The organism is Streptomyces sp. SID9727 (genome assembly GCF_010550605.1).
Lineage (GTDB): Bacteria > Actinomycetota > Actinomycetes > Streptomycetales > Streptomycetaceae > Streptomyces.
The window spans coordinates 13618-27995 of record NZ_JAAGNI010000001.1; the positions used below are offsets into that span (position 1 = coordinate 13618).

12 protein-coding genes are annotated in these 14378 nt (G+C 70.6%); 3 read left to right on the forward strand and 9 right to left on the reverse strand.

Annotated features, from left to right (window positions below; translation table 11 throughout):
• Positions 1–138 precede the first annotated feature (138 nt).
• Both G3I41_RS00065 and G3I41_RS00070 read right to left on the reverse strand, forming a co-directional pair.
• A complete protein-coding gene (locus tag G3I41_RS00065) occupies positions 139–1677 on the reverse strand; it encodes a glycoside hydrolase family 43 protein (protein WP_164398220.1) in 1539 nt (512 codons plus the stop codon).
• A gap of 152 nt (positions 1678–1829) precedes the next feature.
• Positions 1830–3281 (reverse strand): endo-1,4-beta-xylanase, encoded by a 1452-nt coding sequence (locus G3I41_RS00070; RefSeq protein WP_164398221.1) that lies wholly within the window; start codon positions 3279–3281, stop codon positions 1830–1832.
• A 304-nt stretch (positions 3282–3585) separates the two neighbouring features.
• On the opposite strand from G3I41_RS00070, the gene G3I41_RS00075 reads away from it, so the two are divergent.
• Positions 3586–5058 carry a non-reducing end alpha-L-arabinofuranosidase family hydrolase gene (locus G3I41_RS00075; protein WP_164398222.1) on the forward strand — a complete coding sequence of 491 codons (1473 nt, stop codon included), beginning with the start codon at positions 3586–3588 and terminating at the stop codon, positions 5056–5058.
• 50 nt (positions 5059–5108) lie between these two features.
• Here G3I41_RS00075 and G3I41_RS00080 read toward each other — a convergent pair whose 3' ends face one another.
• The 7 genes from G3I41_RS00080 to G3I41_RS00110 all read right to left on the reverse strand — a co-directional run bounded on the left by G3I41_RS00080 (position 5109) and on the right by G3I41_RS00110 (position 11320).
• A complete protein-coding gene (locus G3I41_RS00080; RefSeq protein ID WP_164398223.1) occupies positions 5109–6767 on the reverse strand; it encodes a catalase in 1659 nt (552 codons plus the stop codon).
• Between the two features lie 154 nt (positions 6768–6921).
• A complete protein-coding gene (locus G3I41_RS00085) occupies positions 6922–7167 on the reverse strand; it encodes a DUF6480 family protein (RefSeq protein WP_164398224.1) in 246 nt (81 codons plus the stop codon).
• 183 nt (positions 7168–7350) lie between these two features.
• A complete protein-coding gene (locus G3I41_RS00090; protein ID WP_164398225.1) occupies positions 7351–7617 on the reverse strand; it encodes a DUF4235 domain-containing protein in 267 nt (88 codons plus the stop codon).
• Positions 7614–8081, reverse strand: coding sequence for a DUF3618 domain-containing protein (locus tag G3I41_RS00095; protein WP_164398226.1), 468 nt, complete (start codon positions 8079–8081; stop codon positions 7614–7616). The genes G3I41_RS00090 and G3I41_RS00095 overlap by 4 nt, the downstream gene beginning before the upstream one ends.
• Positions 8078–8491 (reverse strand): phage holin family protein, encoded by a 414-nt coding sequence (locus G3I41_RS00100; RefSeq protein WP_164398227.1) that lies wholly within the window; start codon positions 8489–8491, stop codon positions 8078–8080. The genes G3I41_RS00095 and G3I41_RS00100 overlap by 4 nt, the downstream gene beginning before the upstream one ends.
• A gap of 120 nt (positions 8492–8611) precedes the next feature.
• Complete coding sequence (locus G3I41_RS00105) at positions 8612–9661, reverse strand: YihY/virulence factor BrkB family protein (protein ID WP_164398228.1); 1050 nt, start codon at positions 9659–9661, stop codon at positions 8612–8614.
• Between the two features lie 99 nt (positions 9662–9760).
• Positions 9761–11320, reverse strand: a complete 1560-nt coding sequence (locus tag G3I41_RS00110; protein WP_164398229.1) for a pectate lyase — start codon at positions 11318–11320, stop codon at positions 9761–9763.
• 502 nt (positions 11321–11822) lie between these two features.
• On the opposite strand from G3I41_RS00110, the gene G3I41_RS00115 reads away from it, so the two are divergent.
• Positions 11823–12737 carry a diiron oxygenase gene (locus tag G3I41_RS00115; RefSeq protein ID WP_164398230.1) on the forward strand — a complete coding sequence of 305 codons (915 nt, stop codon included), beginning with the start codon at positions 11823–11825 and terminating at the stop codon, positions 12735–12737.
• 21 nt (positions 12738–12758) lie between these two features.
• A partial coding sequence (locus G3I41_RS00120; RefSeq protein WP_164398231.1) for an FAD-dependent oxidoreductase occupies positions 12759–14378 on the forward strand: 1620 nt, incomplete at its 3' end.

Sequence of the window (14378 nt, forward strand, 5' to 3'; positions counted from 1 at the left end):
GGGACGCGATCCGGCTGGTCGAGGCGGCATGGGAAAAGGTTAGCCCAACCGGCCGGAGGGCCTTTCGCGGGCCGAACGGTGCTCAGGGCGGGCGTTCCGTGTACGGACACGTCCCAGGTGCGGCGTCCGCACGCGGCCTCATACGGACGGCTGCGGGGCCGCCGGGACGTACTCGAACCAGTCGAACGCCACCGAGCCCCGGGTGGCGTACATGCCGATCACCCGGCCGGTGAACCCGCAGGCGACCTCGGTGGACAGGTAGCGCCCGTCCAGTTCGGCGAGCGGCCGGGCGTCCGGCGCCTCCGGATCGCCGAGCCAGAAGGCGATGGTGTCGGGGCCCGTGGTGCCGCCGTCCGTGAGGTGGGGCGACGCGGGCACGAGGTCGTGGGTGCGGATCGTCACGGTGAGGCGCAACGGCCCGGCGGCGGCCGGCCTGCGGGCCACGGTCTGGCGCAGGGGTCCGATGCGGGCGATGACGGAGACCTCGCCATCCCCGGCCTCCATCTCGTAGTGGTGGGCCTCGTCCAGGCGCACGCAGAGACCGCCGCGGCCCGTGCCCGGGTCGGTCAGTGCGGTGACGCGGCAGTCGTGGTGCTGCTGGCGACGGCCGACGAAGGTGTACCCCGGGCGGTCGAGGGTGGGACCGGTGGCCCTGAGGACGAGCAGGCCGGGGCGCTCGGTGAGCGACCAGGATGTCCGGGGGCGGGCGAACGGCGAGATCCAGTGGGGTGCGAGAGCGGGTTCCTCGAAGTCGTCGCGGGCGGGCGGGACGGGGACGGGGTGCCAGGCGCCGGCCGGGGCCGCGTGGCTCTCGGGGACGGGGGCGACCACGGGCCAGCCCTCGTCGTCCCACTCCACGGGCGTCAGGTACGTCTCGCGGCCGAGCACGTGGACATCGGGGGTGAAGCCGCGTGGGCGGACGCCGAGCAGCACCATCCACCAGCTGCCGTCGGGGGCCTCCACCAGGTCCCCGTGGCCGGTGTTCTGGATGGGGCGCGCGGTCCCGCTGTGGGACAGCAACGGGTTGGCGGGTGCGCCCTCCCAGGGGCCGCGCGGCGAGCGGCTGCGGGCGATGGACACGCTGTGGCCGCGTTCCGTGCCGCCTTCCGCGATCAGCAGGTACCACCAGTCGCCGATGCGGTAGAGGTGGGGTGCCTCGGGGAACGTGAGACCGCTGCCCGACCAGGTGGGGAAGGGCCCCTCCAGCACCTCGCCCGTGACCGGGTCGACCCTGGCCATGTTGATGCCCCCGGCGGGACCGGAGAAGGCGCACCAGCAGGTACCGTCCTCCTCCCACGCGAGGTCCGGGTCGATCCCGGTCAGGTCCATCCACACCGGGTCGCTCCACGGTCCCTCGGGCCGCTCGGCGGAGACGACGAAGTTGCCGCCGCCGTCGATGTTGGTGTTGATGACCCAGTAACGGCCGTCGTGGTGGCGGATGGTGGGGGCGTACAGGCCGCCGGAGGCCTTGGCGCCGGGGAGGGGCAGGGGCAGCTGGCCGGGGCGGTCGAGCACGTTGCCGATCTGCTCCCAGTGCACCAGGTCCTTGCTGTGGAAGAGGGGGAGTCCCGGGAAGTACTCGAAGCTGGAGCACACCAGGTAGTAGTCGTCACCGGCCCGGCAGACGCTCGGATCGGGGTGGAAGCCGCTGATCACCGGGTTGTCGTACGTGTGCACGGAAGCGGTTCCCTTTCGAGGTGCCGGGTGCGGGGGTTGCTCCGCGGGCGGGGCGGTGGGCCACGCCGCGGGGGGCCACCGCCGTCACGGCGGTGGCCCCCGGGGCTGTCAGCGGATTCCCCGCTGGGCGAGGAGGCCGAGGCGGGACCGTGTCAGGACGACAGGGTCCAGCGCTGGTTGCTGCCGCCCGAGCAGGTGTAGAGCTGGAGCTGGGTGCCGTTGGCGGTGCCGGCTCCCACGGCGTCGAGGCAGAGTCCGGACTGCACGCCGACGATGGATCCGTCGGAGTTGAGCCGCCACTTCTGGTTGTCACCGCCCCAGCAGCTGTAGATCTGGATCTTGGCGCCGTTGCCGCTGCCGGCGGCGTCCAGGCACTTGTTGCCGTAGACCCGCAGTTCCCCGGCGGAGGTGGACGCCCACTGCTGGTTGGTGGCGTTGCGGCAGTCGTACAGCTGGACCGCGGCGCCGTCCGAGGTGCTGGAGTTGGGCACGTCCACGCAACGGCCCGAGGCGACGCCCTTCAGCTGCCCGCTCCCGCCCTCGTTCCCGCCCGGGTCGGGGGGCGTGGTGGAGCCGCCGTTGAGCGCGTTCAGAACAGAGGTGTAGGCGGCCTTCTTGCTGCCGTCGTTGTTGAACAGCAGCGGTGTGTCGCCGGACCGCCAGGAGTCGCTGTCGCGTACACCCCATACGGTGATGCCGAGGCAGCGCGAGACGGCGAGGCAGTCGTTGACGACGCTGGCGTAGGTCGAACCCGAGGCGCCCTGGATGTCGAGTTCGGTGATGGCGACGTCCACGCCGAGGGCGGCGAAGTTCTGCAGCGTGGTGCGGAAGTTGCTGTTGTACGGGCTGCCGCTGTTGAAGTGCGACTGGAAGCCGACGCAGTCGATCGGCACGCCGCGCTGCTTGAAGTCCTTGACCATGTTGTACATCGCCTGGGTCTTGGCCCAGGTCCAGTTCTCGACGTTGTAGTCGTTGTAGCAGAGCTTCGCGCTCGGGTCGGCGGCGCGCGCGGTGCGGAAGGCGACCTCGATCCAGTCGTTGCCGCTGCGCTGCAGGTTGGAGTCGCGGCGGGCGCCCGAACTGCCGTCGGCGAACGCCTCGTTCACGACGTCCCACTGGGCGATCTTGCCCTTGTAGTGGCCCATCACCCCGTTGATGTGGTCGATCATCGCCTGGCGCAGCGTGCTGCCGCTGAGGCTCTGCATCCAGCCCGGCTGCTGGGAGTGCCAGGCCAGGGTGTGGCCGCGCACCTTCTTGCCGTTCTGTACCGCCCAGTTGTACACGCGGTCGCCCGAGCTGAAGTTGAACTGACCCCGCTGGGGCTCGGTCGCGTCGATCTTCATCTCGTTCTCGGCGGTCACCATGTTGAACTCGCGGGAGGCGATGGAGGTGTACGCCGAGTCGCCGAGCTTGCCCGAGGCGATGGCGGTGCCGAAGTACCGCCCGCTCTGCGCGGCGGCGGCGCCGAGCGTGTTCTCGGCGGCGTTCGCGTCCGACGGTGCGACCAGCGCGGCGGACGCGCCCAGGACGCCGACGAGCAGCGCCGGGAGCAGTGCGCGGAGTGGCCGGCTGAGAGCGGATCTCGGAAGGGCGTAGGAGCCCATGGCTGTGCCTCCTCGGTAGGGGGATCGCGGAAGGACCGAAGCGCGGCGGGCCGAGTGGCCCGCCCAGGAACGGATGATTGAGGGTTTGACAGTGGATCGTCAATACCTCGCACCGAGAATGTTTCTGAGCCAGATTCGAAATATTTCGAAACCAGTGAAGTCGCTTTTCTTGAGAGAGAATCCGCCGAACACCTTGACTGTGAGCGCTAACATTTCTAGCTTGTGGCACCACACGCCGGGCCCCGCTCGAAATGTTTCGGCGCTGTCCGTGCCTCTCGCATCCCTGCTTTCAGGAGGTCCCCAGATGCGTTTTCGCCTTCCGTTCCCCTTCCGCCGAGGACGCCTGGTCGCCGTTCTGGCGCCCTTGTTGCTCGTCGCCACCTTCCTCGGCGCGGAGCCCGCGGCCGCCGCGACCGTCGACTCCAACGCCTCGTACGTCCTGGTCAACCGCACCAGCGGCAAGGCGCTGGACGTCTACAACCTGGCGACCGGCGACGGCGCCCGCATCACCCAGTGGTCGCGGAACGACCAGGCCCAGCAGCAGTGGCAGTTCGTCGATTCCGGGGACGGCTACTACCGCGTCAGGTCCCGCCACTCGGGCAAGGTGCTGGACGTGTACGACTGGTCGACCGCGAACGGCGGCGCGATCGTGCAGTGGACCGACCTGAACGCCACCAACCAGCAGTGGCGGCTCGCCGACAGCAGTGACGGCTACGTGCGGCTGATCTCGCGCCACAGCGGCAAGGCCCTCGAAGTGCAGGGTGCCTCCACCGCCGACGGGGCCAACGTCGTTCAGTACGACGACTGGGGCGGCGCCAACCAGCAGTGGAAGCTGGTGAAGGTCGGCGACGAGAACCCGGGCACCGGTACGTGCGAGCTCCCTTCCTCCTACCGCTGGAGCTCGACGGGCGCGCTGGCGCAGCCGAGGTCGGGATGGGCCTCGCTGAAGGACTTCACCGTCGTCCCGTACAACGGCAAGCAGCTCGTCTACGCCACGACGCACGACCTGGGGTCGAGCTGGGGGTCCATGAACTTCAGCCTCTTCAACGACTGGCCGGACATGGCGTCGGCCGGGCAGAACGCGATGTCCTCCGCGACCGTCGCACCCACGCTGTTCTACTTCGCGCCGAAGAACGTCTGGGTGCTCACCTACCAGTGGGGCGGGACCGCCTTCTCGTACCGGACGTCGAGCGACCCCGCCAACGCGAACGGCTGGTCGGCCCCGCAGACGCTCTTCTCCGGGAGCATCAGCGGCTCCGGAACGGGCCCGATCGACCAGACGCTCATCGGTGACGGCACGAACATGTACCTGTTCTTCGCCGGCGACAACGGCAAGATCTACCGGGCGAGCATGCCGATCGGGAACTTCCCCGGCAGCTTCGGCTCGTCCTCGACCGTGGTCATGAGCGACACGACGAACAACCTGTTCGAGGCCCCGCAGGTGTACAAGCTGGCGGGCCAGAACCGCTACCTCATGATGGTCGAGGCGATCGGCGCCCAGGGCCGCTACTTCCGCTCGTTCACGGCCACCAGCCTCAACGGCACGTGGACGCCGCAGGCCGCGACCGAGGGCAACCCCTTCGCCGGCAAGGCCAACAGCGGCGCCACCTGGACCAACGACGTCAGCCACGGCGAACTGATCCGCACCGGCCCCGACCAGACCATGACCGTCGACCCCTGCAACCTGCGGCTGCTCTACCAGGGCCGCAGCCCCCAGTCCGGCGGCGACTACGGTCTCCTCCCCTACCGCCCCGGTCTGCTGACGCTGAAGCGCTGACGGCATCGGGCCGGCCCTCCCGCGGCGGACGCGCGGGAGGGCCGGTCGCGTCAGCGGGTGACGACGTGGCGCTCGTCGGGGACGCAGTGGGTCATCGTCAGACCGGTGACGTCGCGCGGCGGGTTGTCGCCGAGGTGGGAGAGGCGCTGCCGGTCCTCGTCGGTGAGGGTCTGGCCGGGCAGCGGCTCCAGGCCCTTGACGTCCGCGGGGGTGATGCGGAGACCCTCACCGATCTTGAGGCCCAGTTCGTTCTCCACGAGCAGGAAGTGCCAGACCATCCGCTCCTGGACCGGCCGGTCGCACTGCGAGAGCAGGTTCACCAGGTTGCGCACGAGGTCGTCCCGCTCCCACTGCTCCATCAGGAGGTAGCGCTGCCCGGCCTGGAGGTAGTCGTTGGTCCGGGGGATGCGCTTGCGCGTGAGCCGGCCGCGCACCTCGGGGCCCACCTCGTCGCCCGCGGGGCACTGCGCCTCACGCAGGCCGCCCGTGATGGACGGCTCGTAGTTGACGATCGGGTTCCCGCCGCCGCCGTCCACGTGGTACGTCATCAGGCCGTCGCGCTGGTTGGTGCGCACGGGGGCGTTCTTGGCCTGGTTGACCGGGAGTTGCAGGTAGTTGGGCCCGACGCGGTAGCGCTGGGTGTCGCTGTACGAGAAGGTGCGGCCCACCAGCATCTTGTCGTCGGAGAAGTCGAGCCCGTCCACCAGCACACCGGTGCCGAAGGAGATCTGGTCGTTCTCCGCGAAGTAGTTCTCCGGCATCCGGTCGAGGACCATCCGGCCGACCGCCTTGGGCGGGAAGTCCTGCTCCGGCCAGGTCTTGGTGTCGTCCAGCGGGTCGAAGTCCAGCTCCGGATGGTCGTGGTCGTCCATCACCTGGACGAGCAGCTCCCACTCCGGGTGGGCTCCGCGACCCACTGCCTCGTACAGGTCCTTGGTGGCGTGGCCGAGGCTGTCGGCCTGCACGTTGGCGGCGTCCTCCTCGGTCATGCTGCGCACGCCCGCCTTGGGCATCCAGTGGTACTTCACGAGGAACGACTCACCGGCCTCGTTGACCCACTTGTACGTGTTGACGCCGAAGCCCTGCATGTGGCGGTAGTCCGCCGGGATGCCGCGCGGGCTGAACAGGTTGACCAGCATGTGCATGGACTCGGGCGTCTGCGACATGAAGTCGAAGATGCGCCGGGGCTGCTGCTCGAACGTGACGGGGTCGGGCTTGAGCGCGTGGATCACGTCGGGGAACTTGATCGCGTCCCGGATGAAGAAGATCCCCAGGTTGTTGCCGACGAGGTCCCAGTTGCCGTCCTCGGTGTAGAACTTCACCGCGAAACCGCGCGGGTCGCGCGCCGCCTCGGAGGAGTCCCGGCCGCCGATGACGGTCGAGAAGCGCACCGCGACATCCGTGCGCTTGCCGCGTTCCTGGAAGAGCTTGGCGCGGGTGAAGCGGGCGATGGGCTCGTCGCCGAAGGCGCCGTACGCCTCGAACCAGCCGTACGCGGTCACACCCCGGGCGTGCACGACGCGCTCGGGGATGCGCTCGCGGTCGAAGTGGCTGATCTTCTCCAGGAACTGGTAGTTCTCCAGCGTGGCCGGGCCGCGGGCGCCGACGGTGCGCTGGTTCTGGTTGTCGTGGACGGGGTGGCCCTGCCGGTTGGTGAGCGTCTCCCGCTCGTTCCCGGCGGCGGGCCCCCTGCTCGATACGTCCGTCACGTGCGTCGACTCCTTCGGAACGTGTACGTATGCGCCTTTTCATCACGTTATGCGAGGTTGACGCACCCGGCAGGGCGGGCAGCCCGTGCGGGCGTGCGGACACGGCCTTCCCGCGCCGGGCGGGTTCGGCCGTTCGGGTCGCCCCTCCACCGCGTCAGAGCAGCAGGATGATCGCGTACACCAGGAAGAACGCCGCGACGAGGAGCGTCACGATGGTGATCACCGCCATCGGGGCCTTCGCCCAGCCCTTCGGGCGGTTGTACGTGGTGTCCTGGGGCCCCGCCCCCGACATGCTGCTCTCGCCGGGCGGGGTCTCGCCGGGCGGCACTCCGCCGCCGGGCTCCAGCCCTGTGGTCTCGCGGGGTTCCGGATCCGGGTCCGGGGTCTGCGAAGGAGTCATGTGGTCCACGTTCCCCGATGACCGCCGGGTTCGCCCGTCCACGGCCCGCGGCGGAGAGGTGGCGCCGGGGCCCTTGCGGTGGAACGGTCACATCGCGCGGCCCGTGCCGGGAGGGGCCCCGCGGAAGCGGAGGGGCCGGCGCCGTGTCGCAGGCGCCGGCCCCTCCGCTTCCGCTTCGCCCCGTCAGCCGGGCCAGCTGCCCGTCAGGCGGCGGGCGGTCACCGCACCGGAACGCTGTATCGCCGCCTTGACGACGGCGAAGATCGCGCCCTGGACGGCCGCGGCGAGCAGGATCTCCTTCCAGCGGCGGTCCTCGTCCATGGCGTCGGGGGCGTCGCCCTCGCCCTCGACGGCCTTCCACACCTGCTTGAACGCCATGCCTGCGATCATGCCGCCCGCGGCGCCCAGGACGAGCCCGACCGGCTTGTAGGCGATCTTGGCCGCGTTCACCGGCGGTGGCCCCGGCTGCGGCGGACCAGCAGGACCGCGACGACCAGTGCCCCGGCCGCGAGCAGCGGGGTGCGGTGGGTGCGTGCCGCGGTGGCGGCCTGGCCCGCGGTCTCCCGCAGGGGTTCGGGCGCCTTCTCCGCCGCGTACTGTCCGGCCCTGGCCGCGCCGTCGCGTACCTGGGCGGCGGCCTGCGCCGTCTTCTCCAGGACGGGGTCGGGGGTGCGGTCCCGCAGCTTCTGGGCGACCTGGGCCGCCTTGTCGCGTACCTGGCCGGTGGCCAGGGCGGCCTTCTCCGCGGTCTGCTGCTTCACAGCGGCCGTCCTCTCCTTCGCATGCGCCTTGACGTCGGCCTTGGCGGCCAGCGCCTCGACGGTCATCCCCAGTTCGTCACGCGTGTGCTCGACCCGCCTGCGCAGGTCCTCGGGTGTGGGGTCCTCGTTGTCCGTCCGGTGTGTGTCGCTCATCGGTGTGCCTTTTCCTTGATCTCTGCCACATCGGCCTTGACGCTGTCGATGGTCTGCTCGGGCGCGGGCGTCCCGGCCTCGGTGATCTGCCGCTTCCCCGCCAGGGCGGCGACGGCGGCCACGGCCGCCAGCACCGCCGTGACGACGAGAGCCGCCGCCCACACCGGCAGGACCGACGCGAGGGCGGCGATGCACGTCGCCACCAGGGCCTGGGCCGTGAGGAAACCCAGCAGGCCGGCAGCGCCGAAGAGGCCGCCGCCCTTGCCGTACCGCTTGCCCTTCCGGGTCATCTCCACCCGGGCGAGCTGCATCTCCTCCCGGACCAGCTCCGAGATCTGCTGCGAGGCACGCGAGACCAGCACGTTCACCGACTCGTCGGTGGCGCGGGCCTGACGCTCCATCGTGCTCATACGAGGTCACCTGGCCTTCCTTGATCGTCCGATTCGTGTGCCGCGCCCATCCGTCCGGCGCAGCGGTGCGGGTGTCGGTCCCGGCACGGCTACCCTGTGGCCGTCCGGATACCGCCCGGTTCATTCCTCCATCCGGCGGCGGTCCTCGTCGCTCCAGGCACGGGTGTCGCGCGGGGCGACGTACGGCTCCTCGTCCTCGGGCAGTCCGCCGGCGATCGCGCGGCGGCGGGCCATCTCGGCGTCGAATTCGAGGCCGAGCAGGATCGCGAGGTTGGTGATCCAGAGCCATACGAGGAAGATGACGACGCCCGCGAGGGTGCCGTAGGTCTTGCTGTACGAGGCGAAGTTCGCGACGTAGAACGCGAAGCCGGCGGACGCGACGAGCCAGATGAGCAGGGCCAGGAGGCTGCCGGGGGTGATCCACCGGAAGCCGCGGCCCTTGGCATTCGGGGCCGCCCAGTACAGGAGCGCGATCATGACGATGACCAGGAGGACCAGGACCGGCCACTTGGCGATCGACCACACGGTCAGGGTGGTGTCGCCGATCCCGAGGGCGGTGCCGGCCTGCCGGGCGAGGGCGCCCGAGAAGACGACGATGAGGGCGCTGAAGCAGGCGAGGACCATCAGGGTCGCGGTCAGGGCGAGGCGCAGCGGCAGGATCTTCCAGACCGGGCGGCCCTCGGGCAGGTCGTAGACGGCGTTCGAGGTACGGATGAACGCGGCGATGTAGCCGGAGGCCGACCAGACGGCGACGGCGAGGCCGACGACCGCCATGACGGACCCGACGCCCGCGTTGCCCTGGAGCTGGTGCACGGCGTCGGTGATGATGTCGCGGGCGGAGCCGGGGGCCAGCTTGCGCAGGTTGTCCAGGACCCGCTGGGTGGCGGACTCCCCCGCGATGCCCAGCAGGGAGACCAGCACCAGCAGCGCGGGGAACAGCGACAGGACTCCGTAGTACGTGAGTGCCGCGGCCCGGTCGGCGAGTTCGTCGTCCTTGAACTCCCTCGCGGTGGCGCGCAGCACGGCGAGCCAGGACCGGCCGCTCAGGTCGCTGGGCTGGTCGGGTGCCCGTTCCTCGATGTCTTCCCCGGGGCCCACGTCCGGTGGCGGGCCGTCGCCGTCGTGCCGGTGTTCTTCCGTTCCGGTGCCGGGGTGCGGTGTCCGTGTCATACGGTGCGGTTTGCCCGCCCGGCGTGACTCATGTACGCGGCGGCCCGGTCCGGTGAGCGTCGTGCTCCCGGACCGGGCCGCCTGCCTGCGGTTCCGCCGCTATCCGGCGTACGTCTCGAACTCCGCGACCTTCGGCGCACCACTGGCGCCGGTGATCTCGAAGGTGATCTTGCGCAGGGAGGTGGCCGGGATGCTGATCGTGCCGGCTCCGCTGCCGGTCTTGAGGACCGCGCCGGTGTCGGCGTTCAGCAGCCGCCATGAGCCGATGACGCCCTGGGCGCCCGCGGCCTCGCGGATGTTGACGGAGGACACGGTGGTGGCGGAGCCCCACTTGACGGAGACGGAGCCGGTCGTGCCGGAGGGCGACCAGTAGGTGTTCGGGTCACCGTCGCGCACGTTGCCGTAGCTGGTGCCGCTCGCCTTGCTGGAGCCGTCCGCGCCCGCGCCGAGGCTGAGGTTGGTGCCGGTGGGCGTGGTCGGGTCGGTCGGGTCCGGCGTCGGGTCGGTCGGGTCCGGGGTGGGATCGGTCGGGTCCGGCGTGGGGGTCGTGGTGGAGCAGTCGCCGTCCGAGACCTTGAGCCCCTTGCCTGCGCCCGCTGTGCTGGTCACGATGGCCGGCACGCAGGAGGCGTTGTCGAGGGTGTACGCGTAGGGGATGCTGACCGTGGTGTTGGACTGCGGGCTCGGGCCGGCCGGGTGGTTCTCCTCGCCGGGCGCGGACCAGGTGACGTTGTCGAAGGTGTTGCCGCTGACCTGCCAGTACCCGGTGGCGTCGGTGTAGAAGGTGCCCAGGACGTCCTTGGAGTCCTTGAAGTAGTTGTTGTCCACCTTGGCGTGGGCGCCGGCCCGGGAGTTGATCCCGGACTTGTTCAGCTTCACGTAGTAGTTGTTGTAGATGTGGGCGGTTCCGCCGCGCAGCAGCGGCGTGCGGGAGTCGACGTTCTCGTACAGGTTGTGGTGGAACGTGACGTAGCCGTTGTCGAGCTGGGTCTCGCTGGAGCCGATGAGGCCGCCCCGGCCGGAGTTGCGCAGGGTGCTGTACGAGAGCGTCACGTACTGGGTGTTGTCCTTCATGTCGAAGAGGCCGTCGAACCCGTCGTCCTCGCCGCCGGACGCCTCCAGGGTGGCGTGGTCGACCCAGACGTTGCGGACGTCGCTCTCCATGCCGATGGCGTCGCCGCCGTTGGAGGTGGGCGAACCCGACTTCTTGACGTTCTTGACGGTCACGTTCTGGATGATGATGTTGCTGGACTGGCGTATGTGGATGCCCAGTTGGTCGAAGACGGCCCCGCTGCCGACGCCGACGATCGTGACGTTGCTGATCTGCTTGAGCTCGATGACGCCGGCCGCCGTGTTGCAGCTGTCGCCGGACACCTTGGCGGTGTTGGCGTGGTTGATGGTGCCCTCGACCTGGATGGTGATCGGGGTGCTGCTGCTGGCCCGGCCGCACAGGGCCTGGTGGATCTGGGTCCCGGTGGTGGCCCGTACGGTCTGCCCGCCCGCGCCGCCGGTGGTGCCGCCGTTCTGGCTCGCGTAGCCGGTGGCGCCGCCCGCGACGGCGGCGGATGCCTCGGGCATGGTCAGCACCGCTCCGGCCGCGGCCGCCAGGGCCATCGTGGACAGCGCCGCAGACAGTCTCAGTGCGACTGGTCGCCTCATGTTCGTTCCCATTCGTCGGAGAGAGATGGAAAGCGCTTTCTGATTGGCGAGGATAGGGTCGCCAAGACTTTGAGTACAAGGATGTGAACACGGAAAGACGACGCTTTCTTGATTTGGGCACGTCAACACTGGGGCGTTCCCCGCCCAACCGGGCCGTAACGGCCGGGAGACCCTCCCCCGGTCGGTCAACCAGCTGGACGAGAGCCTCATCCGCGAAGACGACGACCCGACCGGTCTCCGCACGGGACTCGAGGGAGGCGCGCGGCACGACGACCGGCCCGCGCCGACTCCACGGGCCCGCCCGCACCGTGGAGAGAACGTGCGAATTTCCTACGCGGGGGTAGTGAGCGCGCGCCTCTTGCTATACCTTCCGTCTAACAGCTTGCTAGACGCCGCGTCTAACAAGCGAGGGCGGCGTCCGACGGCCGGCGAGCTCATGGGCCGGTACACGATGAGGGCCGGACGGCGCCGGGGTCGATCTCTCGAGTCAAGGAGCCGCAGCATGGCAAGCAGCACCGTTCGGCCGGAGGACCAGGACCGGGCCGCCGAGCAGGACGTCGCCCGGCGCCTGCTCGATTCGTCCGCGAAGCTCTCGTACGACCCGGCCACCGAAGTGGACTGGGACACCCCCCTGGACACGGACCACCACGGCGCGAGCCCCGAGTGGAGCACGCTCTACGGGACCGCGTACTGGCGCGAGTTGACGGAGGGTCAGCGCAAGTCACTGACCCGCCAGGAGGCCGCTTCCGTCGCCAGCACCGGCATCTGGTTCGAGATGATCCTCCAGCAGATGGTGCTGCGCGACATGTACGCCAAGGACCCGACCGACCCGCGCTTCCAGTGGGCCCTGACCGAGGTCGCCGACGAGTGCCGGCACTCGATCATGTTCGCCCGGGGTGCGGCGAAGCTGGGCGCTCCGGCCTACCGGCCGCGCCGCCCGGTGGTCGAACTGGGCCGCGCCTTCAAGACCCTCGCCTTCGGCGAAGCGGCGTACGCGGCGATCCTCGTGGCGGAGGAGGTGCTCGACGTGATGCAGCGGGACTGGATGCGCGACGAGCGCGTCGCGCCGTTCGTCCGCACGATCAACAACATCCATGTGGTGGAGGAGTCCCGCCACATGAAGTTCGCCCGCGACGAGACCCGCAAGCGCCTGCGCGACGCGGGTCCGGTGCGCCGCCATCTCAACGCGCTCGTCGTCGCCATCGCCTCGTACTACATCGTCACCAGCATGGTGAACCGGGACGTCTACGCGAACGCCGGCCTCGACGCAGCGCGGGCGCGGGCCGAGGCGAAGACCAACGAGCACCACAAGTCCCTGATGCGATCGAGCTGTTCGGGGCTGATGGAGTTCCTGGCATCGGCCCGTCTGCTGACGAGGCCGGCCCTGTTCTTCTACAAGCGCGCCGACCTGATCTGACCCGAGCCGAGAGCCCGAGCCATGACCTACGCCATCACCCAGACCTGCTGCAACGACGCCACCTGTGTGGCCGTGTGCCCCGTCAACTGCATCCACCCGACGCCGGAGGAGCGGGACTTCGGGCGTACGGAGATGCTGTACGTGGACCCGGAGACCTGCATCGACTGCGGGGCGTGCGCCGACGCCTGCCCGGTGGACGCGATCTTCCCGGTGGACAGCCTCTTCGGGGCCCGCAAGGAGTACGCCGCCATCAACGCGGCCTACTACGCGGACCGGGAGCCGGAGCCCGTCTCCGGTCCCAACTTCCACGTCTGGGGCGCCCCTTCGTTTACGCGCAGCCTGCCGTCCGACTTCGCGCCGATCCGGGTCGCGGTCGTCGGCACCGGGCCCGCCGGAATGTACGCGGCCGAGGACCTGCTGCTGCACACCAACACCGAGGTGACCCTGATCGACCGGCTTCCGGTGGCCGGCGGGCTCGTCCGGTACGGCGTCGCGCCGGACCACCCGGGGACGAAGGGGGTCGGGGAGACCTTCGCGCGGTTCCACGCCCACCCCAGAGTGCGGATGCACCTCAACGTCGAGGTCGGCACGCACCTCTCCGCCGAGGAGCTGGCCGCCCACCACGACGCGGTGATCTACGCGGTCGGGGCCGCCGCCGACCGCCGGCTGGCCGTGCCGGGCGAGGACCTGCCGTCGAGCATCGCGGCGTCCTCGTTCGTGGCCTGGTACAACGCGCACCCCGAGGTGGCGCCGGACGCCGTGGACCTCTCCAGGGCCGAGCGGGTGGTCGTCGCGGGGAACGGCAACGTGGCGCTCGACGTCGCGCGCGTCCTCGTCGCGGACCCGGCGGCGCTCGCGGGCACCGACATCGCCGACCGCGCCCTGGCCGCGCTGCGCGGCTCCGGGGTGCGGGAGGTCGTCCTGCTCGGGCGGCGCGGTCCCGGGGACGCCGCCTGCACGTCGTCCGAACTGCTCGCGCTCAGGCATCTGCCGGGTGTGGAGCTGGTGGTGGACGACCACGATCCGCGCATCGGCCCGGCGATCGAGGATGCCGTGGCCGGCAGCGCGGCGGCCGTGCTGCGGGGGGTCCGCCGCGAGCGCGTGGACTGGTCGCGCCCGCCCGCCGAGGGGCGGCGCGTCGTGCTCCGCTTCCACTCGGCGCCCGTGGAGGTCACCGGCGGCGACGACGTGACGGGCGTCCGGGTCACGGCGGACGGGGGCGAGGCCGCGATACCGGCGCAGCTGTTCCTGCGGGCCATCGGGTACCGGGGACGGGCCCTCCCGGGGCTGCCCTTCGACGAGGCGAGCGGCACGGTGCCGCACGAGGGCGGCCGGGTGGCGGGGATGCCCGGCACGTATGTCGTCGGCTGGATCAAGCGGGGGCCCTCCGGGGGCATCGGCGCCAACCGCACCTGCGCCGCCGAGACGGTCGGCACGCTCCTCGCGGACGCGGTCGCCGGTGCGCTGCCCTCCCCGGCCCACCCGGCCAAGGCGTTCGGCCGCCTGGTCCGGGGCCGCGCCCGCCAGGTGGTCGACGCCCGGGGCCAGGCCGCCATCGACCGGGCCGAGCGGGCCCGGGGCCGGGACGGTGGACGCCCCCGGGTGAAGTTCGGCACGGTTCCGGAACTGCTCGCGGCGTCG

Coding starts and splice junctions, on each gene's coding strand:
- G3I41_RS00085 (WP_164398224.1), bottom strand. CDS start 7,167: ATGACTCCTTCGCAGACCCCGGACCCGGATCCGGAACCCCGCGAGACC.
- G3I41_RS00110 (WP_164398229.1), bottom strand. CDS start 11,320: ATGAGGCGACCAGTCGCACTGAGACTGTCTGCGGCGCTGTCCACGATG.
- G3I41_RS00100 (WP_164398227.1), bottom strand. CDS start 8,491: ATGAGCACGATGGAGCGTCAGGCCCGCGCCACCGACGAGTCGGTGAAC.
- G3I41_RS00115 (WP_164398230.1), top strand. CDS start 11,823: ATGGCAAGCAGCACCGTTCGGCCGGAGGACCAGGACCGGGCCGCCGAG.
- G3I41_RS00070 (WP_164398221.1), bottom strand. CDS start 3,281: ATGGGCTCCTACGCCCTTCCGAGATCCGCTCTCAGCCGGCCACTCCGC.
- G3I41_RS00105 (WP_164398228.1), bottom strand. CDS start 9,661: ATGACACGGACACCGCACCCCGGCACCGGAACGGAAGAACACCGGCAC.
- G3I41_RS00095 (WP_164398226.1), bottom strand. CDS start 8,081: ATGAGCGACACACACCGGACGGACAACGAGGACCCCACACCCGAGGAC.
- G3I41_RS00075 (WP_164398222.1), top strand. CDS start 3,586: ATGCGTTTTCGCCTTCCGTTCCCCTTCCGCCGAGGACGCCTGGTCGCC.